Here is a 21,465-nt window from a genome sequence, read left to right as displayed (position 1 = left end):
TACAGGGGCCAAAGGGGCGGGCGCAAGCCCGATTGACCTTTCCGCTCCAGCGTCTTTAATGGCCGTCCGAAATACGGGTGCTGATCATGAATGACGGTCAGAAGATACTTGGCGAATTGAACGACCGCTCTCGGGAAGTGTTCCGGCGCGTTGTCGAAGGCTATCTGGACAGTGGCGAACCGGTCGGTTCGCGGACATTGACCCGTTCGCTCAGCGAAAAGGTCAGCGCGGCGACCATTCGGAACGTCATGCAGGATCTCGAATTTCTGGGCCTGCTCAACAGCCCGCATGTCAGCGCCGGGCGTGTGCCCACCCAATTGGGCTTGCGTATGTTCGTCGATGGATTGCTGGAGGTCGGCGATCTGGGCGACGATGATCGCCGAAAGCTGGATGCGACGTTGACCAGCAACACGGACGACGTGTCCAACGCGCTTGACCGCGTGACATCTGCGCTGTCGGGGGTCACGCGAGGCGCCTCGCTCGTCCTGACGCCAAAACACGAAGCACCGATCAAGCATATTGAGTTTGTCAGCCTCGGTCATGACCGCGCCCTTGTGGTTTTGGTCTTTGCCGATGGTCAGGTAGAAAACCGGCTGTTCAGCCCGCCGCCCGGCCAAACGCCTAGCTCCATGCGTGAGGCTGCGAATTTCCTTAACGCGCTGATCGAAGGGCGGACCCTTTCCGACTTGCAGCGCGAGATGAAGATCGAGATTGACGCCCGCCGGCAGGAGATCGACTCGCTTGCCCGTGACATGGTGGATAGCGGGATCGCCGTCTGGACGGGCGATGAACAAAACCACGAACGGCTTATCGTGCGGGGACGATCCCACCTGTTGGGAAACGAGGCCGACGAAGCCGAGCTAGACCGCATCCGGTCGCTGTTTGACGACCTGGAACGCAAGCGCGACATAGCCGAGTTTCTCGAATTGGCGGAAACTGGCGACGGCGTGCGCATTTTTATTGGCTCAGAGAACAAACTTTTCTCACTTTCGGGTTCCTCTCTGGTGGTGTCTCCATATATGAACTCGGATCGAAAGATAATTGGTGCGGTTGGCGTCATCGGACCCACGCGCCTGAACTATGGACGGATTGTCCCGATTGTGGACTACACGGCACAACTGGTCGGGAAATTGATCTCGGACCGGAGCTAGAGGTGAAGTATGGCAGAACCGAAGGAAGACGACTTCCTGGATGATATCGATTCGGCTGAAGAAGACGCATATGAAGATGTGATGTCGGATGATGACGACGAAGCAATCGAACTCGATGCTTTGCGGGCCGAACGGGATGAATTGCGCGACCGCTTCATGCGGGCGTTGGCGGATGCTGAAAATTCGCGCAAACGATCCGAGAAGGATCGCCGCGAGGCAGAGCGTTACGGCGGCTCGAAACTGGCACGCGACCTGCTGCCAGTTTACGACAACCTCCAGCGCGCCCTGGGTGCCGCTGAAGAGGCAAATGACGACAACAAGGCGTTGATCGAAGGCGTGGAGCTGACGCTGCGCGAGCTTCGCAACGTGTTCAAGAAGCATGGGATAGAGCCTATTTCGCCCGCAGTTGGCGAAAAGTTCGATCCAAAGCTGCATCAGGCGATGTTCGAAGCCCCGCTTCCCGGAACGAAATCCGGCGACATCATTCAGGTCTCGGCCGAAGGGTTCCTGCTCTACGATCGGCTCTTGCGGCCGGCCCAGGTCGGCGTGTCTTCTTTCACCGGATAAGAAATGCCCCCGAATTTCGGGGGCATTTTTCTTGGATCAGTCTTTGGTCAGTAGGTCGCGCAGCTCGTAAAGCTTTTGCAGGGCCTCTCGCGGGCTAAGATCGTCCGGCAGGATTTCTGCCAGCCGCTCTTCCACGACAGAGGTCTTGGCTGCGGCAGCTGGCATCGGTGGCGGCGCTGCAGCGAAAAGCGGTAAGTCATCGATCAGTGCTTTGGGTGAGGTTCGTTCCCGCTCACCCTTTTCCAACGCGTCAAGAACACTGCGGGCCCGCTGGATCACAGCCGGCGGGAGGCCGGCAAGCTGTGCGACCTGAACGCCGTAGGATCTGTCTGCCGCCCCTTGACGGACCTCGTGCAGAAAGATGACGTCGCCTTCCCATTCCTTGACTGCGACCGTGCTGTTGCGAACGCCCGGAAGCTTCCCCGCCAGCGCGGTAAGCTCGTGGTAATGCGTGGCAAATAGCGCCCTGACGCGATTTACGTCATGCAGGTGTTCCAGCGTGGCCCAGGCAATGGACAACCCGTCATAGGTCGCCGTCCCGCGTCCGATTTCGTCAAGAATAACCAAAGCACGATCATCAGCCTGATTCAGGATCGCGGCAGTCTCGACCATCTCCACCATGAAGGTCGACCGCCCGCGTGCCAGATCATCAGAGGCGCCAACACGGCTGAAGATCTGGCTGACAATTCCGATATGGGCCGAACTGGCCGGCACGAAGCTGCCCATCTGCGCGATAAGCGCGATCAGGGCATTCTGCCGAAGATAGGTCGATTTACCCGCCATGTTGGGGCCGGTCAGCAGTTGTATGGCGGGCGCGTCCGCCTCGGCCAACAGCGCACAGTCATTCGCAACAAAAGTGCCGCCCTGCCGTGCCAGTGCCGCTTCGACAACCGGGTGGCGTCCGGCGTCGATCTGGAAAAAGCGGCTGTTGTCGACAATGGGCCGGGTCCAGTTTTGCGCTGTGGCGAGGTCGGCCAGACCACAGGCTAGATCGAATTCGGCCAAAGCACGGGCGGTCGCGCTGATCTGGGCAGCACAATCAAGCACGGCCATCCGAAGCGTTTCGAACATCCGCTTCTCTATTTCAATTGCACGCCCGCCGGCATTCAGGATCCGGGTTTCCAGCTCGCTCAGCTCCACCGTGGTGAACCGCACCTGATTGGCCGTGGTTTGCCGGTGAATGAACCTGTCCGACAGCGGAGGCGACAGCATCTTTTCTGCGTGGGTGGCGGTGGTTTCGATGAAATAGCCAAGCACGTTGTTATGCTTGATCTTCAGCGCCGAAATGCCCGTTTCGTCGGAGTATTCCTGTTGCATCGCCGCGATCACGCCACGCCCTTCGTCTCGCAGCTTGCGCGCCTCGTCCAGCTCTGCATCGAAACCCGGGGCTATGAATCCGCCATCCCGCGCCAAAAGGGGTGGCTCTGCGATCAGCGCCTCGTCCAGCAGCTGTGACAGCTCGCTATGCCCGCCAAGATCACGCGCGGCAACGGCGAGCAGTTCGGGCCGATCTTCGCCCAGAGAGCCTCCGATCGCGTCTGCCTGGGTCAGGCCGTTGCGGATTGCAGCAAGGTCGCGCGGCCCGCCCCGTTCAAGTGCGAGACGCGAAATCGCACGATCCAGATCCGGGACGGTTCGGAGCGTCTCACGCAGGAACAGTCTCTGTTCCTGGTCCTCTACCGCCCAGTCAACGGCGTCCAGACGAGCGTGGATGACATGAATATCGCGCGAAGGGCTGGAGATGCGTCGTTCAAGCAAGCGCGCCCCGGCTGCGGTAACCGTTCTGTCCATCACCGACAGGAGGGACCCCGCCCGTCCACCCGAAAGAGCATGCGTCAATTCCAGATTTCGCCGGGTCGCCGCATCGATTTGCATGAGGCCCGAAAGAACCTCGCGTTGCGGCGGGTTCAGAAGAGGCAGGCGCCCTTTCTGAGTGATGTCGAGATAGTCGACAAGTGCGCCCATCGCGGACATCTCGGCCCGCCCAAAACTGCCGAAGGAGTCGAGTGTCTTGACCCCGAACAGGCCGCAAAGCCGCTTCTCTGCGCCAGTACTGTCAAAACTGGCACGGGACAGTTCAGTCGCGGCGATGCCAAGATCGTCATAAACCGAGATGTCGGCGCCTTCCGTGACAAGAACCTCAGAGGGAAGCAACCGCGCCATTTCAGGGCCAATGCGGCTCTGTTCCAGCGGCATCGCGTAGAAAGAGCCGGTGGAGATATCAGCCCAGGCCAGCGCCGCGTCATCGCGAATGATCGCAACCGCGGCCAGAAAATTGTGCCGCCGCGCCTCCAGCAGGCTTTCTTCGGTCAGTGTGCCGGGGGTGACCAGACGCACGACATCGCGTTTGACCACCGATTTGTAGCCGCGCTTTTTCGCCTCGGCCGGGCTTTCCATCTGTTCGCAGACAGCCACACGAAAGCCCTTGCGGATCAGGGTCAGCAGGTAGCCTTCGGCGGCATGGACGGGCACGCCGCACATCGGGATATCATCGCCCGCGTGTTTGCCACGCTTTGTCAGCGCAATGTCGAGAGCTTCCGCCGCCTGTTTGGCGTCGTCAAAGAACATCTCGTAGAAGTCGCCCATCCGGTAGAACAAGAGCGCGTCGGGATATTGCGCCTTGATCTCCAGAAACTGCGCCATCATCGGCGTAACGGTGGCTTCGGCCGCACCCATGCGAACCCCCTTGATTAGAGACGGTGACCTTACAAAAGGGGCCTTCCGGGTAAAAGCCGAAAACGCGGGCTGTTGAGGCACGCCGCTTCCTAAGTTAAGCAAGATTGACCGTCCACGAGGAGAGACCGGCGCATGGCCAGACTGAAATACACCCGCGAAGAAGCGCTTGCGTTCCATTTGGAACCAACGCCCGGCAAGTTCGAAATCGCAGCGACGGTTCCGATGACCACGCAGCGTGATCTCAGCCTGGCCTATTCGCCGGGTGTGGCGGTGCCCTGCCTGGAAATCGCCGAGAATCCCGAGACTGCGTACGATTACACCAACAAGGGCAACCTTGTGGCGGTGATTTCCAACGGCACGGCAGTTCTGGGACTTGGCAACCTGGGCGCGCTTGGGTCCAAACCGGTGATGGAAGGCAAGGCGGTTCTGTTCAAGCGGTTCGCCGATGTGAACTCCATCGATATCGAGCTGGATACGGAAGACCCCGATGCGTTCTGCAATGCGGTTCGGCTGATGGGGCCGACATTCGGTGGGATCAACCTTGAAGACATCAAGGCGCCGGAATGTTTCATCATCGAACAGCGGCTCAAGGAAGAAATGGACATCCCTGTCTTCCATGATGACCAGCATGGCACGGCCGTCATCTGTGCCGCAGGGCTGATCAACGCGCTCCACATCTCGGGCAAGAAGATCGAGGACTGCAAGATCGTTCTGAACGGTGCTGGTGCAGCGGGCATCGCCTGTCTTGAATTGGTCAAATCCATGGGCGCCAAACACGACAATTGCATCATGTGCGACACCAAAGGCGTGATCTATCAGGGTCGGACCGAGGGCATGAACCAGTGGAAATCTGCCCATGCGATCAAGACCGAGGCCCGCACGCTGGAAGAGGCAATGAAAGGCGCGGATGTCTTTCTTGGCGTGTCAGCCAAGGGGGCCGTGACGCAGGACATGGTCGCGTCGATGGCCGACGATCCGGTGATCTTTGCCATGGCCAACCCCGACCCCGAGATTACGCCCGAAGAGGCACACGAGGTGCGCGCGGATGCGATCGTTGCGACGGGTCGGTCCGATTATCCCAACCAGGTGAACAACGTGCTGGGCTTTCCGTACCTGTTCCGGGGGGCCTTGGATATCCATGCCCGCGCCATCAACGACGAGATGAAGATCGCTTGCGCCGAGGCCTTGGCGGAGCTTGCCCGCGAGGACGTGCCTGACGAGGTGGCGATGGCTTACGGCCGCAACCTTTCGTTCGGGCGTGATTACATCATCCCGACGCCCTTTGATCCGCGCCTGATCCACAGGGTCCCGCCCGCAGTTGCCAAGGCAGGGATGGATACAGGTGCCGCGCGGCGCCCCATCATCGACATGGATGCCTATGAGGCGTCGCTGAAGGCGCGGATGGATCCGACGTCGAACATTCTGCGCGGGATCAACGCCCGCGCCCGTGCGGCACAGGCCCGCATGATCTTTGCCGAAGGTGACGATCCGCGCGTGCTGCGCGCCGCCGTGATGTATCAGCGCAACGGTCTTGGCAAGGCGCTGGTCGTCGGCCGGCAAGAGGATGTGAAGGCCAAGCTGGAGACTGCCGGCATGGCCGACGCCGTGCGAGAGCTTGAAGTCGTGAATGCCGCGAACACCCGCCACCTGCCGATGTATAAGGAGTTTCTTTACGAGCGGTTGCAGCGCAAGGGGCATGACCGTCAGGATATCCACCGGCTTGCGGCCCGCGACAGGCATGTCTTTGCAGCGCTTATGCTGGCGCATGGCCATGGCGATGGTCTGATCACTGGTGCGACCCGGAAATCGGCGCATGTGATGGAGCTCATCAACCATGTCTTCGACGCCGACGCGCAGCACGGCGCGGTTGGCGTCACCGCGTTGCTTCACAAGGGGCGGATCGTGCTGATTTCCGACACGCTTGTGCACGAATGGCCGGACGAAGAGGATCTGGCAACCATCGCCGAACGCAGCGCTGACGTGGCCCGCCATCTGGGGTTGGAACCGCGCGTGGCCTTCGTCAGCTTCTCGACCTTCGGTTATCCGGTGTCAGAGCGGGCAGAAAAGATGCACATGGCACCCAAGGTGTTGGACAAGCGCGGCGTCAATTTCGAATACGAAGGTGAAATGACGGTGGATGTCGCCCTGAACGCGCGCAGCCAGGAGAACTACCCGTTCTCGCGCCTGACCGGCCCGGCCAATATCCTTGTCGTGCCTGCGCGCCACTCGGCTTCGATCTCGACCAAGCTGATGCAGGAAATGGCCGGGGCAACCGTGATTGGCCCCATCCTGGCCGGCATTGGCGAGTCCATTCAGATCTGTTCGTCCGTCTCTACCGCGAACGATATTCTTAACATGGCTGTTCTTGCTGCCTGCAAGGTGGGCTGAAGGCGGCGCGGGGGCCACGACAGTGACGATCTACAATCTCGGCTCGATCAACGCGGATATCGTCTACCGCGTCCCCCATCTGCCCGGTGCGGGGGAAACCCTGTCCTGCGCCTCGATGACCCGGGGGCTGGGCGGCAAAGGCGCCAACATGTCGGTCGCGGCGGCCCGTGCTGCCGCCCGTGTTGTCCATATTGGCGCCATTGGCCCTGATGGTATCTGGGCGAAAGACAGGTTGCTGGAATTCGGTGTCGATACGCAGCACATCTCGGTTCCGGATACCGATGCCACGGGTCACGCGATAATCTATGTCGACGACGCGGGCGAGAACTCTATCGTCATCTACCCGGGAACCAATCGGCAAATTTCGACGCAAATGATCGGGGCCGCCCTGTCCGGGGCTGACCCTGCCGACACGCTCTTGATCCAGAATGAAACCAACGCTCAGGTCGAAGCAGCCAAACTGGCCGCAGAGAGGGGCATGAAAGTTGCCTACGCCGCCGCACCGTTCGACGCTGCTGCCGTGGAATCCGTGCTGCCGTTTTGCGATTTTCTGATCCTGAACGAGGTGGAGGCCGCGCAGCTTGAACACGCAAGCGGCCTCGGGCCAGATAAGCTGCCCGTTCGCGATGTGATCGTGACGCTGGGGTCAAAAGGGTGTCGCTGGCACCGCAGCGACACCGGCGAAAGCCGCGCTTTTCCGGCGATCCCGGTAGAGGTGGTCGATACCACAGGCGCCGGCGACACGTTTACGGGCTATGTACTGGCTGGCCTTGATCGTGGCATGACGATGGAACAGGCGATCGCTCAGGCGACACGCGCCGCCGCGCTGCAAGTCACGAGGCTTGGCGCGGCGGATGTTATTCCTGACCTCAAGGATATTCAGGGCGCTGCCTTCTAGCGATCAGCTGGCAAAGGCGGCAGCACTTCCCCACAGTTGTTTGACACGCAGATCGCGGCCGCAAGCATCACGGTAGCGCTTGTACGCCTTGGATTGTTTCAGCGGCCCGAAACGCGTCACAACAAGGCTGGACCCCTTGTAATAGTCCTGATGATAGTCCTCAGCCTTGTAGAAGGTCGCGGCATTCAGAATTGGCGTGACAACTTTGGTCCCGAGCGCGGCCTGAGCATCAGCCTTTGCCTTCTTTGCAGCCGCGTTTTCGGCAGAGTTAGAGACGAATATCGCGGTGCGATAGCTTTCACCGCGGTCACAGAATTGCCCGCCCGCATCGGTGGGATCGACACTGCGGAAAAACGCGGACAGGAGGCTATCAAGGCTGACCCGCCCAGCATCATAGGTGATCTGCACAGCCTCGTAATGGCCGGTGCCGCCGCGCGTGACCTGCTTGTAGGTCGGGTTTTTCACCTTGCCGCCGGTATAGCCGGACACGGCGGAAATCACGCCGGGCACTTTTTCGAAATCAGCCTCTACACACCAAAAGCAACCGCCGGCGACAGTGATTGTCTTGGTCGGGCCGGCTTCGGCCTTGTGCCCCTGCAACGCCAAACCGGCAAAGATCAGGATGGACAACAGGACAGGCTTGAATTTCTTGAACTGGTTCATGACTTGGTACCTCCGTTGCCGTTGACCGTGCCAGTGCGACGCCCCTTGCGTCCAGCCAGTGACATCGCTTGTCACGCATTGGTGACGCGATTTTACCGGCTTGGCTTTGGCCGCAGGCGTATCTAGCGTGCCGAAAAAGCAAGCCTTGGAGGTGTCATGAAACTTGCGATGTGGTCCGGGCCGCGCAACCTGTCGACGGCCATGATGTACGCCTTCGCGAACCGTACCGATTTCTCAGCGGTGGATGAGCCCTTTTACGCGGCCTACCTGGCGCGGACGGGTCTGGCGCATCCGATGCGCGAGGAGGTCGTGGCGTCTCAGTCAACAGATCCGGCGGTGGTTGTGCGAGAGCTTCTGGGCCCCAATCCCGGTGGCGCACCACATGTCTATCACAAGCATATGACGCAACATATGATCCCCGGCGTGCCTCGCGATTGGTTGGGCGAGGTCACGAATGTCTTTTTGATCCGCCACCCGGCGCGGGTTGTGGCCAGCTTTTCCGCGAAATACGAAAATCCCACGATGGATGACATCGGTTTTGCCCATCAGGCGGAGCTGTTTGACGAGGTCACGGCCTTGGGACACGCGCCGCTGGTGCTGGACAGCGCCGATATCCGCAACGATCCGGAGGGCATGTTGCGCCGTGTTTGTGCCGAAATCGGGTTGGATTTTGATCCGGCCATGCTGTCATGGCCCACGGGCCCCAAACCATTTGATGGTGTCTGGGCGCCGGTCTGGTACGGCTCTGTTCACAGGTCATCGGGATTTGCGGGACCCGAAGGACCTTTGCCGCAGCTGGAAGGCGCCGCCGCGGGTTTGGTCGAGGCCGCGCTGCCCTTTTACGAACGGCTTGCGCGTCATCGTCTTGCGACATGATCGCAGGAGCGGCTTAACGGGCGGGACATTGTCCCGCCCGTAATCCTTATTTCAGCCGACGGTTTCGTGCGGCCAAGAGCTTCAGCCGCAAGGCGTTCAACTGGATGAAGCCGGCCGCATCCTTCTGGTCGTAAGCGCCTGCATCGTCTTCGAAGGTCACATGCGCCTCGGAATAGAGCGAATGATCCGACCAGCGGCCGACCGTGCGGGCGAGACCCTTGTAAAGCTTGAGCCGAACGGTGCCGGTCACGTGCTCTTGGCTCTTGTCGATCAGCGCCTGCAGCATCTCGCGCTCTGGCGAGAACCAGAACCCGTTATAGATGATCTCGGCGTAGCGGGGCATCAGTTCGTCTTTCAGATGTGCAGCACCCCGGTCCAGCGTGATTTGTTCGATGCCGCGATGCGCCTCCAGCAGGATGGTCCCGCCGGGCGTTTCGTAGATGCCGCGTGACTTCATGCCGACAAAGCGGCCTTCGACCAGATCAAGACGGCCAATGCCATGCTTGCCGCCGTATTCGTTCAGCTTGGTAAGGATGGTCGCGGGCGACATCGCCTCGCCGTTGATGGCCACCGCATCGCCTTTCTCAAAGGTGATTTCGATGAATTCTGGCGTGTTAGGCGCGTCCTCGGGGTTCACCGTGCGCTGGTAGACATAATCGGGCGCGTCCTGCGCGGGATCTTCCAGCACTTTGCCCTCGGACGAGGTGTGCAGCAGGTTCGCATCAACAGAGAACGGCGCCTCGCCACGTTTGTCCTTGGCGATCGGAATCTGGTTTTCCTCGGCAAATGCCAGAAGCTTCGTGCGGGAGCTGAGATCCCATTCCCGCCAGGGCGCGATCACCTTGATCTCGGGGTTCAGCGCATAGGCGCAAAGTTCGAACCGGACCTGATCATTGCCCTTGCCGGTCGCGCCATGCGCCACGGCATCGGCGCCTGTGGCTTCGGCAATCTCGACCAGACGCTTGGAAATCAGCGGCCGTGCGATGGACGTGCCCAGCAGGTACAGACCCTCGTAAACCGCGTTGGCGCGGAACATCGGGAAGACGAAATCCCGCACGAATTCTTCGCGGACATCCTCGATAAAGATATTCTCGGGCTTGATGCCCAGCAATTCGGCCTTCTTGCGAGCGGGGTCAAGTTCTTCCCCCTGACCCAGATCGGCGGTGAAGGTCACCACTTCGCAGCCGTATTCGGTCTGCAGCCATTTCAGGATGATCGAGGTATCGAGGCCGCCGGAATAGGCCAGAACGACTTTCTTGGGCGCGGACATGTGCAGGATTTCCTTGTTCAGTATCGCCGGGCGGATAGCGGGTTTCGTGACGCAATACAAGATGACGGCATTGGACAGGGCGCTGTTGCGTGCTAGCACGATTGCAAAGTGATGCAGGGGTGCAAGATGAAGGGTTGGCAGATTTTCGTACATTCGGTTCGGCTGGTGCTTAACAACATCGGCGCCGCTTTCCGGATTTCCTTCGTGCTGTATCTCGTATCTGCTGCGGCGCAGGTCTATGGCTACATGAATGCAGACACGATGGCCGAGGTCGAGACGGATGCGTTTTCGCCGGAGGCAATTCAGCTCGACGGGACGACACTGTTTCTCAGCCTGCTTGGCCTTGTCGCCAGCCTGTGGATCGCCGTCGCATGGCATCGTTTTGTCCTAGAAGAGGAATATCCAACCGGATTTCTGCCCAGGATGCATGGCGCCAAGATGCTTGGATATTTCGGACGCAGCCTTTTGATCGGAATCATCGTGATGCTTGGGACGATCGGGGCAGGGTTCATTTTAGGCGTCGTAGCCTTCCTCGCGCCGCCTTTGGGTCTTCTGATCTTTCCAGTTTCAATCGGTCTGGGCGCGGTCCTGTTCTTCAGGCTCGGGTCCATCCTGCCGGCTTGTGCGATCGGACAAAAGCTTTCGCTAAATGAGGCATGGGCCGCGACGCGAGGAGAGGCCACGACTTTTGTCGTCCTTGGGGTGATCATCACGCTTGCGACTTTGGTAATTTTCCTGCCCAGCCTGATCAACAGCGATCCGGCATCGGTGATCAACCTGATCTACGTTTTGGTCGTGAACTGGTTCGCCACGATTATCGGCATATCGCTGCTGACAACGGTCTATGGCCATTTCATCCAGGGTCGGCCCATCGACTGACCTTGCCATAAGGTCAATCATGCGCCAAATGGGCGGCTATGAGTGATTTCATCGAACAGGCGCGTCAGGCCGCAAACGCAATGCGGGACGTCTTTCCAGCGACTCCGCTTTTGCTGAACGCACACCTATCCGAGCGGTATGGCTGCGAGGTCTGGCTAAAACGCGAAGATCTGTCGCCTGTGCGCAGTTACAAGCTGCGGGGGGCCTTTAATGCGATGCGCAAGCAACCGGACGCGCCGGTCTTTGTGTGCGCCAGTGCGGGCAATCACGCGCAGGGCGTTGCGTTCATGTGCCGACATTTCGGCAAGCGCGGCGTGATCTTCATGCCGGTGACAACGCCGCAACAGAAGATCCAGAAGACTCAGATGTTCGGTGGCCAGAATATCGAAATCCAGCTGACGGGTGACTATTTCGACGACACTCTGCATGCGGCGCAAACATACTGCGCCGAAACCGGTGGCCATTTTCTGTCCCCTTTCGACGATGAGGATGTGATCGAGGGGCAGGCCTCTGTGGCGGTGGAGGTCGAAGAGCAGATGGGCGGGAAGCCCGATCACCTGATCCTGCCGGTAGGGGGCGGGGGGCTGTCATCGGGTGTGCTCAGCTATTTTGGCGCGGATGTACAATATACCTTTGTGGAACCGGCTGGCGGCGCATGTCTGCGGGCGGCACTGCAACTGGGCCGACCAGTGAAGCTCGATCATGTGAACACGTTTGCGGATGGGGCGGCGGTTGGTCAGATCGGCGAGCGGACCTTCGCGCGGCTCAAGGATGTCGGGCTCGCAAACGCGCTTGCTGTGCCGGAGGACCGTCTTTGCGTGACGATGCTGGAAATGCTCAATGTCGAAGGCATCGTGCTGGAACCGGCCGGCGCACTTGCCATCGACGCGTTGCAGGATCTGGGTCACTCGATCCGGGGCCGCAAGGTGGTTTGCGTGACTTCCGGCGGGAATTTTGATTTTGAACGCCTGCCAGAGGTCAAGGAGAGGGCGCAACGCTATCAGGGTCTGAAGAAGTATTTCATCCTGAGAATGCCGCAACGGCCTGGCGCGTTGAAAGAATTCCTGAATTTCCTGGGTCCGGAAGACGACATCGCGCGGTTCGAATATCTCAAGAAATCAGCGCGCAATTTCGGCTCCGTCCTGATCGGTATCGAGACGAAGGATGCCAGCAACTTCGATGCCTTCCTGGCTAAGCTGAAAGTGGCCGGGTTCACCTATACCGACATCACAGAGAACGAAACGCTGGCGCAATTCGTCATCTGAGGCCGGGATAGCGGGGTCAGCGTCTTTCAGGCAGGGGCGTCGGCAAGAAAATCATGGCGCGAGGCGTCATAGATCTGTTTTACCGCTGATCTATCCACCTTTGCGAAATCGCCATTTCTTGCGGCCAGTTCGGCACGCAGGCAGGCGTCTGCGAACCCTTGGAAACCCAGGTTCAGCGCGCAGCCCTTGAGCAGGTGAAACATGGCTTCCAGCTCCGCCTCTGGCGCATCCTGAAGTGCGCCAAGCGTTTCTTCAACCTCAGCAAGAAACAATTCGATCACTTCTTCGAAGTCTTCCACCCCGATTTCATCGCGTAGTTGCGCTATGCGCTGCCAGTCTATCATCGCGACCTCCTGCGCAAACATTAACGGGAAAGTGCTAACGAGCTGTTACGATCTTAATTGCGACAGGATTTTGCCAAATTTTCGCTGGATTCATCATTGCTTAATCCGGCTGAGTCTAAATCTATCAATACGTTGACCAGTATTTAAACAAGGGTGTTCCGGTGACCGCGGCGGTGGACAAATCACTAAAGTCCATTTCAGGCAGCGCAACTTTGCGTTTGGCCCTGGTGGTCGATGATAGCCGACTCCAGCGCAAGATCATGAGCAGCCTGTTGCGCAAATGGGATCTCGACGTGATCGAGGCCGCCTCGGGCGATGAGGCGATCGAGATCTGCAAGACGCAAGAGCCTGATCTCGTCTTGTCCGACTGGATGATGCCCGGCATGGACGGATTGGAATTCTGCCGACAATTCCGGGCGATGCGCCGTGATAGCTACGGCTATTTCATCCTGCTGACTTCCAAAGGCGAAAAGGACGAAATCGCGCGGGGGCTTGATGCCGGTGCGGATGATTTCCTGACCAAGCCGGTCAATGCTGCAGAGCTGCGCGCCCGGATCACGGCAGGCGGGCGTATCCTGAAAATGGAGCGTGAACTCAGCCAGAAGAACCGCGTGATCTCGGAAACGCTGGCAACCTTGCAGACGCTGTATGACGCCATCGACAAAGACCTCAAACAGGCGCGCAAAATTCAGGAATCGCTCGTTCCGGAAACTGTTCGGTCCTTTGGAAAATCGCGTGTCAGCCTGCTGTTGAAGCCCTGTGGTCACGTCGGCGGTGATCTGGTGGGCATGTTCAGCCCCGACGACATGCAGCTTGGGTTTTACAGCATAGACGTGTCAGGGCATGGCATCACCTCGGCCCTGATGACCGCACGTGTGGCGGGCTACCTCAACAGCGCATTTCCGGATCAGAATATTGCCATGGTGCGCGAGGCTGACGAGTCGTTCAGCTTTCGCCCCCCAGAGGTCGTCGCGCGCATGTTGAATGACAGGCTGAACGCAGATGCGGGCGTCGAGGAATATCTGTCGATGCTATATGCGGTGGTTGACCTGCGCACTGGTGTTGCAAAATTCGTTCAAGCCGGCCATCCGCATCCGTTGCTGATGCGGGCCGATGGCAGCACGGAGTTTATCGGATGCGGGGGTGTTCCGGTGGGGCTCGTTTCCGGCGTGAGCTATGAACAGTCGCAGGTACAGCTGACACCCGGTGACAGGCTGCTTCTCTATTCCGACGGCTTTCCGGAATGCCAGATGAATAATGGCAAAATGCTAGATGACGAGGGGCTTCGGCAACTTGCACAAACCACGCCCTATGAAGGGTCTGGATCGGACTTCCTGCAGGACATGTTCTGGCGACTGGCTGAGAACATGGCAGATCCCGGGCAGCTGAGTGACGATGTGTCGGCGGCTCTGCTCGAATTCCCCGGGCCGAACGCGATCTAGGTGTCAGACCAACCCTAAAAGCTTGGAAACGAAATGCCGGTCGCCGGGATTGCCCAACGCAAGAGCGGCATCGCGCGCGTTCATCCAGCAGGCGGCATGGCCGGGCTCTGTGGGCGGTCCGTCCTGGCGGACCGGGTGCGCTACGTAGATCGTGCAGATTTTCTCCGCCCAGATGTCATATTCGGGCATGAAGGTGAACCGCCGGAACACCCCCAGCCGACGCGGCCGGGCGATGCGCCAGCCTGTCTCTTCCCGGACTTCCCGGTGCAGGGCATGCAGCGGCTGTTCGCCTGCGTCAACGCCGCCTCCCGGCAGCTGGAATTCCGGGGTGGGCTGGGATTGGTGCGTCAACAACAGGCCACCGGGCCCCGGCAGTATTGCGTAAACTCCGGGGCGGGCCACATAGGCTCTTCCTGCTGCTGGACTGTTGCCGAACTGCCGTGTCACTCGATTGCCCCCTTGGCCGATCACTTGTCGTGCCTATATGGAAGCGGTATGCCAAGACGCCACGTCCAAGGAAACCCCCATGACACTCGGATCTAAACTCGCCTGGGACGATACAGTCCTGCCCTTTCAGCTTGACCGCTCTGACATTCGCGGCCGGATTACCCGGCTTGACGGTGTATTGGACGGCATTCTGAAGCAGCACGACTACCCGCCGCAGGTCGAAGCGTTGATTGCCGAGATGGCCTTGTTGACAGCACTCATCGGCGAGTCGATCAAACTGCGCTGGAAACTGTCCCTGCAAGTCCAATCAAAGGGCCCGGTCCGGATGATTGCCACTGATTTCTACGGCCCCAGCAAAGAGGGCGAGCCGGCCCGCATCCGTGCCTATGCTAGCTATGATGCCAGTCGGCTGACCGAAGGATCGATCCGTGAAAACGTGGGCGAGGGTTATTTTGCGATCATGGTCGATCAGGGCAAAGGCATGACGCCATATAAGGGGATCACGCCATTGACGGGTGCGACGCTTTCGGCCTGTGCAGAGACGTATTTTGCGCAATCGGAACAGCTGCCGACGCGGTTCGCGTTGAGTTTTGGACGCTCGACAGAGCCGGGCGCGCCGGAGCACTGGCGCGCAGGCGGGATCATGTTGCAGACTATGCCCAAGGCGTCTGCGGGGACAAGCGGCGACGGCGGGTCCGGCGAAGGTGGCCTGTTGGCGGCGGATGACGTTCTGGACGATGATGCCTCCGAAAACTGGGACCGGGCGAACCTGCTGCTCGACACGGTGGAAGACATGGAGTTGATCGGCCCGAGCCTGCCTGCGACCGACCTTTTGGTGCGTCTGTTCCACGAGGAAAACCCGCGCGTCTTCGACACGCAGCCGGTTCGTTTCGGGTGTACATGTTCGGAAGATCGTGTGCGGCAAAGCCTCTCGATCTATTCTGCGAAGGATATCGAGAAGATGACAACCGAAGATGGCCATGTCACCGCCGATTGCCAGTTCTGTGGCGCACATTACGTGTTGGACCCGGCCACCGTCGGGTTCGAAGCGAAAGGTGCCGAGGGTGACAGCTGACACCCTGACCCGTTTGCGCGCCGCGCAGAACAGACCGGGCAGTGCCTCCTCGGATTTTGATCTCAATCCGGGCGTGGTGCTGCCGGAGGGTCGCAAGCTGCGGCCTGCCGGTGTCTTGGTGGCGGTGACAGAAGGCCCGGGCGGCCCCGAGGTGATCCTGACCAAACGGTCCTCTGCCCTGAAACACCATCCTGGTCAGATCGCCTTTCCCGGCGGCAAGCAGGATGAAGGCGACCCGGATGTCGTTGCGGCCGCGCTGCGCGAAGCACGCGAAGAAATCGGTTTGCCGTCCGAATTGGTCGAGGTTGTGGGCACCCTGCCTATCCACGAGACCGTCACGGCATTTACCGTCACACCCGTCATTGGGCTGGTCACACAGGATTTTGACCCGGTTCCGGAACCCGGCGAGGTTGACGAAATCTTTCGCGTGCCGCTCAGCCACCTTGCGGATCCGGCCAATTACGGGGTGCAGTGGCGACGCTGGCGCGGGCAAAGGCGCCACTATTTTGCCGTGCCCTACGGTCCCTATTATATATGGGGTGCCACCGCCCGTATTCTGCGGGGGTTGGCAGAAAGACTATCGCAATGACGCAGCTGACAGGTGATTGGTACCGAAACCCGGAAACTCAGGCGGTCCTGAAGGCACTGCAAGCGGGTGGGCATCAAGCATATCTTGTGGGCGGATGCGTCCGAAACGACCTGCTGGGCGTTGCGGTCAGTGACATGGACATCGCGACAGATGCGGTACCGGACGAGGTGGTCGCACTGGCAGAGGCCGCGGGGCTGAAGCCGGTCCCGACCGGGATCGAACACGGCACCATCACCATTGTCGCGCGCGGCATCCCGCATGAGGTGACAACCTTTCGCGCAGATGTCGAAACCGACGGTCGCCGCGCTGTCGTCGCCTTTTCAAAGGATATAGTCGAGGATGCCAAGCGCCGGGATCTGACCATGAACGCGCTCTACGCCGATGCCTCGGGCCGGGTGCATGACCCGCTGAACGGCTTGCCGGATTTGCGGGCGCGGCGCGTGCGGTTCATCCTGAACGCAGCTGACCGTATTCGCGAGGATTACCTGCGCTCTCTGCGGTTTTTCCGCTTCGCTGCATGGTATGGCGACCCCGAACAGGGGTTCGACCCAGAGGCGCTCGCCGCGATTGCCGACAACCTAGAGGGGCTTGATACCCTGTCGCGCGAACGGGTTGGCGCCGAGATCCTCAAGCTGTTCTCAGCGCCTGATCCCGCCCCGGCTGCGGCGGTAATGGAGCAAACCGGGGTTCTGAGGGTGATCATGCCCGGGGCGACAACCCGGTCGCTGGCGCCGCTGATTCATCATGAGGCAGCCCTTGGCCTTGCGCCCGAACCACTGCGGCGTATCGCTGCGCTGGGCTATGGGGATGGTGCGTCGCTTCGTTTGTCCAAGGCCCAGCAGCGCCAGCTTGCCTTGTTGCTTGATCTGGTCGGAGGAACGGACGGTCCCAACGCGCTGGGCTACGTTCATGGCGCTGAGGTGGCGCTTTCGGTGCTTCTTCTGCGTGCCGCGATGTTGGAGGTCGCACCAGACCCGGATTGGCCACGTATCACGGCCGAGGCGGCGTCACGCGAATTCCCGATCAGGGCCGCAGATCTGATGCCTGCATTGACCGGCCCGGCGCTGGGCGCAAAGCTGAAAGAGCTCCAGGACCGTTGGATCGCGTCCGATTTCACATTGGACCGGCAGGCATTGCTCCGCCAATCCTGAGCTTGGGCATGGCATTCGGCGACCAAATCAGAGAGAGTGCGCCCATCCAGCCAAGTTGAGTCCCGTCCAGTGTTTCGCTTATTCGAACGCCTTGTTGATCCCTATTGCGACTATCCCCAGAAGGATCGGCCGCCGACGAGGCTGTGGCCATTCATGTGGGACTATTCCGTGCCGTTTCGGCGTGTTTTTGTCTATGCCGGGGTGATGTCCGTCATCGTCGCCGCGGTCGAGATCCTGCTGATCTGGGCGATGGGCTGGATCGTGGACGTGCTGAGTGGCGAGCCAGAGCAGGTCTGGGCGGATCACGGCACGACCCTCATCCTGTTGGCGCTCTTCATCCTGTTCTTGCGCCCTCTGCTGCAGATGGTGGATGTGATGCTGCTGAACAACGCGATCCTGCCGAATTTCGGGACGCTGATCCGCTGGCGCGCGCATGGGCATGTCTTGCGGCAATCCGTCGGGTGGTTCGAGAATGACTTTGCCGGGCGCATTGCCAACCGCATCATGCAAACCCCGCCCGCCGCCGGCGAGGCGGTGTTTCAGGTCTTTGACGCCATCACTTTCGCGCTGGCTTACGTGGTCGGTGCGCTGATCATGCTGGGCCAGGCCGATGCGCGGCTGATGGTGCCGCTCGTTCTGTGGCTGGGCCTTTACGGATTGCTGATCCGCTGGACCATCAAGCGTGTGGGGCCCGCGTCCAAAGCGGCATCCGACGCCCGCAGCCTTGTCACGGGCCGGGTGGTCGACAGCTATTCCAACATCCATTCGGTCAAGATGTTTGCGCATCACGACCGCGAGCTTGATTTCGCCCGCGAAGCGATAGAGCAGGCGCGCGAGACATTCGCCACGGAGATGCGCATTTTCACGATCATGGATGTCGCGCTGGTCATTCTGAACGGGCTGCTGATTGCCGCGGTTGTTGGCTGGGCGCTTGTGTTGTGGATGCAAGGGGCGGCTTCCGTCGGTGTTGTCGCGGCAGCGACCGCGCTGACCTTGCGGCTGAATGCGATGACCGGATGGATCATGTGGGCGCTGACCAGCTTTTTCCGCCAGCTTGGTGTCGTGGCCGAAGGGATGGAGACGATTGCGCAGCCGATCACATTGGTGGACAAGCCCGGCGCCCCGGCGCTTGCGCTGACCGACGGACAGATCGAGATTGAAGACCTGTCGCATCACTACGGGCGCGGGGCAGGGGGGTTGAACACCGTCTCGCTCAGCATCCGGCCGGGAGAGAAGGTTGGGCTCGTTGGACGGTCTGGCGCCGGAAAGTCGACCCTGGTCAAGCTGCTACTGCGGTTCTACGACGTGGAACAGGGTCGCATCCTGATCGACGGGCAGGACATTTCGGCGGTGACGCAGGACAGTCTGCGCAGCCAGATCGGGATGGTGCAACAGGACAGCGCGCTGCTGCACCGGTCAATCCGCGACAACATCCTTTACGGTCGGCCGGAGGCAACTGAAGAGCAGATGATCGCAGCCGCCAGGAAGGCCGAGGCGCATGACTTCATCCAGACCCTGCAGGACCCGAACGGGCGGACAGGCTATGACGTGCATGTTGGCGAGCGTGGGGTCAAACTCTCGGGCGGGCAGCGTCAGCGGGTGACGCTGGCACGGGTGATCCTCAAGGACGCGCCCATTCTGCTGCTGGATGAAGCAACGAGCGCGCTGGACTCCGAGGTCGAGGCCGCGATCCAGCAAACGCTTTACGGCATGATGGAGGGGAAAACGGTGATCGCCATCGCGCACCGCCTGTCCACCATTGCCCATATGGACCGCATCCTCGTGATGGATCAGGGCCGAATTGTCGAAGAGGGCACTCATGACGCGCTTTTGGCAAAAGGCGGGCTATATGCCGGGTTCTGGGCCCGCCAATCCGGCGGCTTCCTGAAAACCGACGATGCTGATGACACCGAGGCTGCAGAATGAACCTTGCCAATTGGATCGACCATTTCGCGCCTGCGGATGACCCGCCGCCGCATACGCTGCTTGCGTTTTTTCGCTGGGGCTTGCGCGGTGCGGAACGCGTTTTGGCGCTTGCCGGGGTCGTGTCGGTCATTGCCGGGATAACAGAGGTCGTGGCCGCCCTTCTTCTGGGCTGGGTGGTCGATGCTGCGCTGGCCTCCGATTCTGGATCGATCTTCACCGACCAGCGCGGCATCCTGATCTGGTCGCTGGTCTTTTTCCTGCTGCTTCGCCCGACGGTGCTGGGGCTTGCCTCAGTCACGCAGTCGGTGATGGTGCAGCCCAATGTGCTGAACCTGATCCTGTCGCGCCTGCATCGGTACACGCTGGGCCATGCGGTGACCTTCTTTGACAATGATTTTGCCGGGCGCATTGCGCAGAAAGAGTGGCAGACAGCACGGGCGATGAACGACTCGGTGGTCGAGACGCTGCACACCGTTCTGTTCGCTCTGGCATCGGTTGTCGGTGCCGTGTTGATGCTGGGCACGGTGGACCTGCGGATCGCGGCCGGACTGCTGGTCTGGATCTTTGGCTACGGCTTTCTTATCCGCCATTTCATGCCGCGCATCCGCAAACGATCCAAGGCGCGGGCCGGGGCGCGGGCGATGGCTACGGGCCAGATTGTGGACACGATCACCAATATCAAGACGGTCAAGCTGTTCGCCCATGCCGACTACGAGGATCGCGCGGCATTGGGGGCCATGCAGACCTATCGCGACAGGTCGGTGGAGTTTGGCCATATCTCGGTTGCATTTCGGTTCTGGCTGATGGCGCTGGCCGGCGTCTTGCCGGTTCTGCTGGTGGGTGGCGCGCTGTTTTACTGGAGCCTCGGTCTGGTGAGCGCCGGCGACATTGCCGCCACCGGGGCGGTTTCGCTTCGGCTGGCGCAGATGACCGGGTGGGTCAGTTTCACCCTGATGAACCTGTACGCCAATATTGGCGAGGTTGAGGACGGGATGCGTACGCTGACCCCGTCCCATACGCTGGTGGACAAGGCCGATGCGCAGGATCTGGTCGTGTCGGATGCCCGCGTGGAATTCCGCGATGTCAGCTTTGCCTATGGGCGGCAAAGCGGCGGGATCGAGCGTGTTTCGCTGATGATTAGCCCGCAAGAGAAACTGGGGATCGTTGGTGCTTCGGGCGCGGGGAAATCCACGCTCGTCGCGCTGCTGCTACGGCTCTACGATGCCGAAGATGGCACGATCCGCATTGACGGGCAGGAGATTGGCGGCGTGACGCAGGAATCGCTCCGCCGTGCGATCGGGATGGTCACCCAGGAAACCGCGATGTTCAATCGCTCTGCGCTGGACAACATTCGATACGGGCGCCCCGATGCGACGAGCGAAGAGGTGATCGAAGCGGCCAAACAGGCGGAGGCGCATGAATTCATCCTCAAGATGCGGGACCATCTGGGCCGCGAAGGCTATGACGCGCATCTGGGCGAGCGGGGCGTCAAGCTGTCCGGCGGTCAGCGTCAGCGCATCGCCTTGGCCCGCGCCATCCTGAAGGATGCCCCGATCCTGGTTCTGGACGAGGCGACGAGTGCTTTGGATTCCGAGGTCGAAGCCTCCATTCAGGACGCGCTGGAACGCGTCATGCGGGGTAAGACCGTCCTTGCCATCGCGCACCGTCTGTCAACGCTTTCAACCATGGACCGGATCATCGTCATGGATGATGGGCGTATTGTAGAAACAGGCACGCATGCGCAGCTTCTGGCGCGCGGCGGGCTGTATGCACGTTATTGGGGTCGCCAGTCGGGCGGGTTCATCGGGGCGCAGGATGCTGCGGAGTAACCAATCCGGGCTGGATCGTACCGCCGCGC

At 60.3% G+C, this 21,465-nt stretch carries 18 protein-coding genes; 13 read left to right on the top strand and 5 right to left on the bottom strand.

Annotated features, from left to right (window positions below; translation table 11 throughout):
- The first annotated feature begins 86 nt into the window (after positions 1-86).
- On the top strand, positions 87-1,151 hold the full coding sequence (gene hrcA / locus EDD52_RS04765; protein WP_132242381.1) for a heat-inducible transcriptional repressor HrcA: 1,065 nt from the start codon (positions 87-89) through the stop codon (positions 1,149-1,151).
- Positions 1,152-1,160: 9 nt separating this feature from the next.
- Complete coding sequence (locus EDD52_RS04760; protein ID WP_132242379.1) at positions 1,161-1,718, top strand: nucleotide exchange factor GrpE; 558 nt, start codon at positions 1,161-1,163, stop codon at positions 1,716-1,718.
- 36 nt (positions 1,719-1,754) lie between these two features.
- On the opposite strand, the gene mutS is transcribed toward EDD52_RS04760, so the two are convergent.
- A complete protein-coding gene (mutS, locus tag EDD52_RS04755; protein WP_243651839.1) occupies positions 1,755-4,394 on the bottom strand; it encodes a DNA mismatch repair protein MutS in 2,640 nt (879 codons plus the stop codon).
- A 132-nt stretch (positions 4,395-4,526) separates the two neighbouring features.
- On the opposite strand from mutS, the gene EDD52_RS04750 reads away from it, so the two are divergent.
- Complete coding sequence (locus EDD52_RS04750) at positions 4,527-6,782, top strand: NADP-dependent malic enzyme (RefSeq protein WP_132242377.1); 2,256 nt, start codon at positions 4,527-4,529, stop codon at positions 6,780-6,782.
- 22 nt (positions 6,783-6,804) lie between these two features.
- Positions 6,805-7,680, top strand: coding sequence for a ribokinase (locus EDD52_RS04745; protein WP_132242375.1), 876 nt, complete (start codon positions 6,805-6,807; stop codon positions 7,678-7,680).
- 3 nt (positions 7,681-7,683) lie between these two features.
- Here EDD52_RS04745 and msrA read toward each other — a convergent pair whose 3' ends face one another.
- Positions 7,684-8,343: a peptide-methionine (S)-S-oxide reductase MsrA gene (gene msrA / locus EDD52_RS04740; RefSeq protein ID WP_132242373.1), complete on the bottom strand. Its 660-nt coding sequence runs from the start codon at positions 8,341-8,343 to the stop codon at positions 7,684-7,686.
- A 156-nt stretch (positions 8,344-8,499) separates the two neighbouring features.
- Here msrA and EDD52_RS04735 point away from each other — a divergent pair, with 156 nt between their 5' ends.
- A complete protein-coding gene (locus tag EDD52_RS04735; protein WP_132242371.1) occupies positions 8,500-9,219 on the top strand; it encodes a sulfotransferase-like domain-containing protein in 720 nt (239 codons plus the stop codon).
- Positions 9,220-9,265: 46 nt separating this feature from the next.
- On the opposite strand, the gene EDD52_RS04730 is transcribed toward EDD52_RS04735, so the two are convergent.
- Positions 9,266-10,489: an argininosuccinate synthase gene (locus EDD52_RS04730; RefSeq protein ID WP_132242369.1), complete on the bottom strand. Its 1,224-nt coding sequence runs from the start codon at positions 10,487-10,489 to the stop codon at positions 9,266-9,268.
- 126 nt (positions 10,490-10,615) lie between these two features.
- Between EDD52_RS04730 and EDD52_RS04725 the strand changes: the two genes are divergently transcribed.
- Complete coding sequence (locus EDD52_RS04725) at positions 10,616-11,368, top strand: hypothetical protein (protein WP_132242367.1); 753 nt, start codon at positions 10,616-10,618, stop codon at positions 11,366-11,368.
- Positions 11,369-11,406: 38 nt separating this feature from the next.
- The gene (ilvA, locus tag EDD52_RS04720) at positions 11,407-12,633 is read left to right on the top strand and encodes a threonine ammonia-lyase IlvA (protein WP_132242365.1); all 1,227 of its coding nucleotides are present in this window, start codon (positions 11,407-11,409) and stop codon (positions 12,631-12,633) included.
- A 26-nt stretch (positions 12,634-12,659) separates the two neighbouring features.
- Here the strand turns inward: ilvA and EDD52_RS04715 are convergent, their stop codons facing one another.
- Complete coding sequence (locus tag EDD52_RS04715; RefSeq protein WP_132242363.1) at positions 12,660-12,977, bottom strand: Hpt domain-containing protein; 318 nt, start codon at positions 12,975-12,977, stop codon at positions 12,660-12,662.
- A gap of 212 nt (positions 12,978-13,189) precedes the next feature.
- Here EDD52_RS04715 and EDD52_RS04710 point away from each other — a divergent pair, with 212 nt between their 5' ends.
- The gene (locus tag EDD52_RS04710; protein WP_243651838.1) at positions 13,190-14,419 is read left to right on the top strand and encodes a PP2C family protein-serine/threonine phosphatase; all 1,230 of its coding nucleotides are present in this window, start codon (positions 13,190-13,192) and stop codon (positions 14,417-14,419) included.
- A gap of 3 nt (positions 14,420-14,422) precedes the next feature.
- On the opposite strand, the gene EDD52_RS04705 is transcribed toward EDD52_RS04710, so the two are convergent.
- Complete coding sequence (locus EDD52_RS04705) at positions 14,423-14,770, bottom strand: NUDIX domain-containing protein (RefSeq protein ID WP_341539833.1); 348 nt, start codon at positions 14,768-14,770, stop codon at positions 14,423-14,425.
- A gap of 175 nt (positions 14,771-14,945) precedes the next feature.
- Between EDD52_RS04705 and hslO the strand changes: the two genes are divergently transcribed.
- The 5 genes from hslO to EDD52_RS04680 all read left to right on the top strand — a co-directional run bounded on the left by hslO (position 14,946) and on the right by EDD52_RS04680 (position 21,436).
- A complete protein-coding gene (hslO, locus tag EDD52_RS04700; protein WP_132242359.1) occupies positions 14,946-15,941 on the top strand; it encodes an Hsp33 family molecular chaperone HslO in 996 nt (331 codons plus the stop codon).
- Positions 15,931-16,530 carry a CoA pyrophosphatase gene (locus EDD52_RS04695; protein WP_243651837.1) on the top strand — a complete coding sequence of 200 codons (600 nt, stop codon included), beginning with the start codon at positions 15,931-15,933 and terminating at the stop codon, positions 16,528-16,530. Before hslO ends, EDD52_RS04695 begins: the two co-directional genes overlap by 11 nt.
- Positions 16,527-17,681 (top strand): CCA tRNA nucleotidyltransferase, encoded by a 1,155-nt coding sequence (locus tag EDD52_RS04690; RefSeq protein ID WP_132242355.1) that lies wholly within the window; start codon positions 16,527-16,529, stop codon positions 17,679-17,681. The genes EDD52_RS04695 and EDD52_RS04690 overlap by 4 nt, the downstream gene beginning before the upstream one ends.
- Before the next feature lie 69 nt (positions 17,682-17,750).
- Complete coding sequence (locus tag EDD52_RS04685; RefSeq protein WP_132242353.1) at positions 17,751-19,607, top strand: ABC transporter ATP-binding protein; 1,857 nt, start codon at positions 17,751-17,753, stop codon at positions 19,605-19,607.
- The gene (locus EDD52_RS04680) at positions 19,604-21,436 is read left to right on the top strand and encodes an ABC transporter ATP-binding protein (RefSeq protein ID WP_132242351.1); all 1,833 of its coding nucleotides are present in this window, start codon (positions 19,604-19,606) and stop codon (positions 21,434-21,436) included. Before EDD52_RS04685 ends, EDD52_RS04680 begins: the two co-directional genes overlap by 4 nt.
- The last annotated feature ends 29 nt before the right edge of the window (positions 21,437-21,465 follow it).

This window comes from Primorskyibacter sedentarius (assembly GCF_004342065.1).
Taxonomy (GTDB): domain Bacteria; phylum Pseudomonadota; class Alphaproteobacteria; order Rhodobacterales; family Rhodobacteraceae; genus Primorskyibacter; species Primorskyibacter sedentarius.
This window is presented reverse-complemented; position numbering and strand designations above follow the sequence as displayed.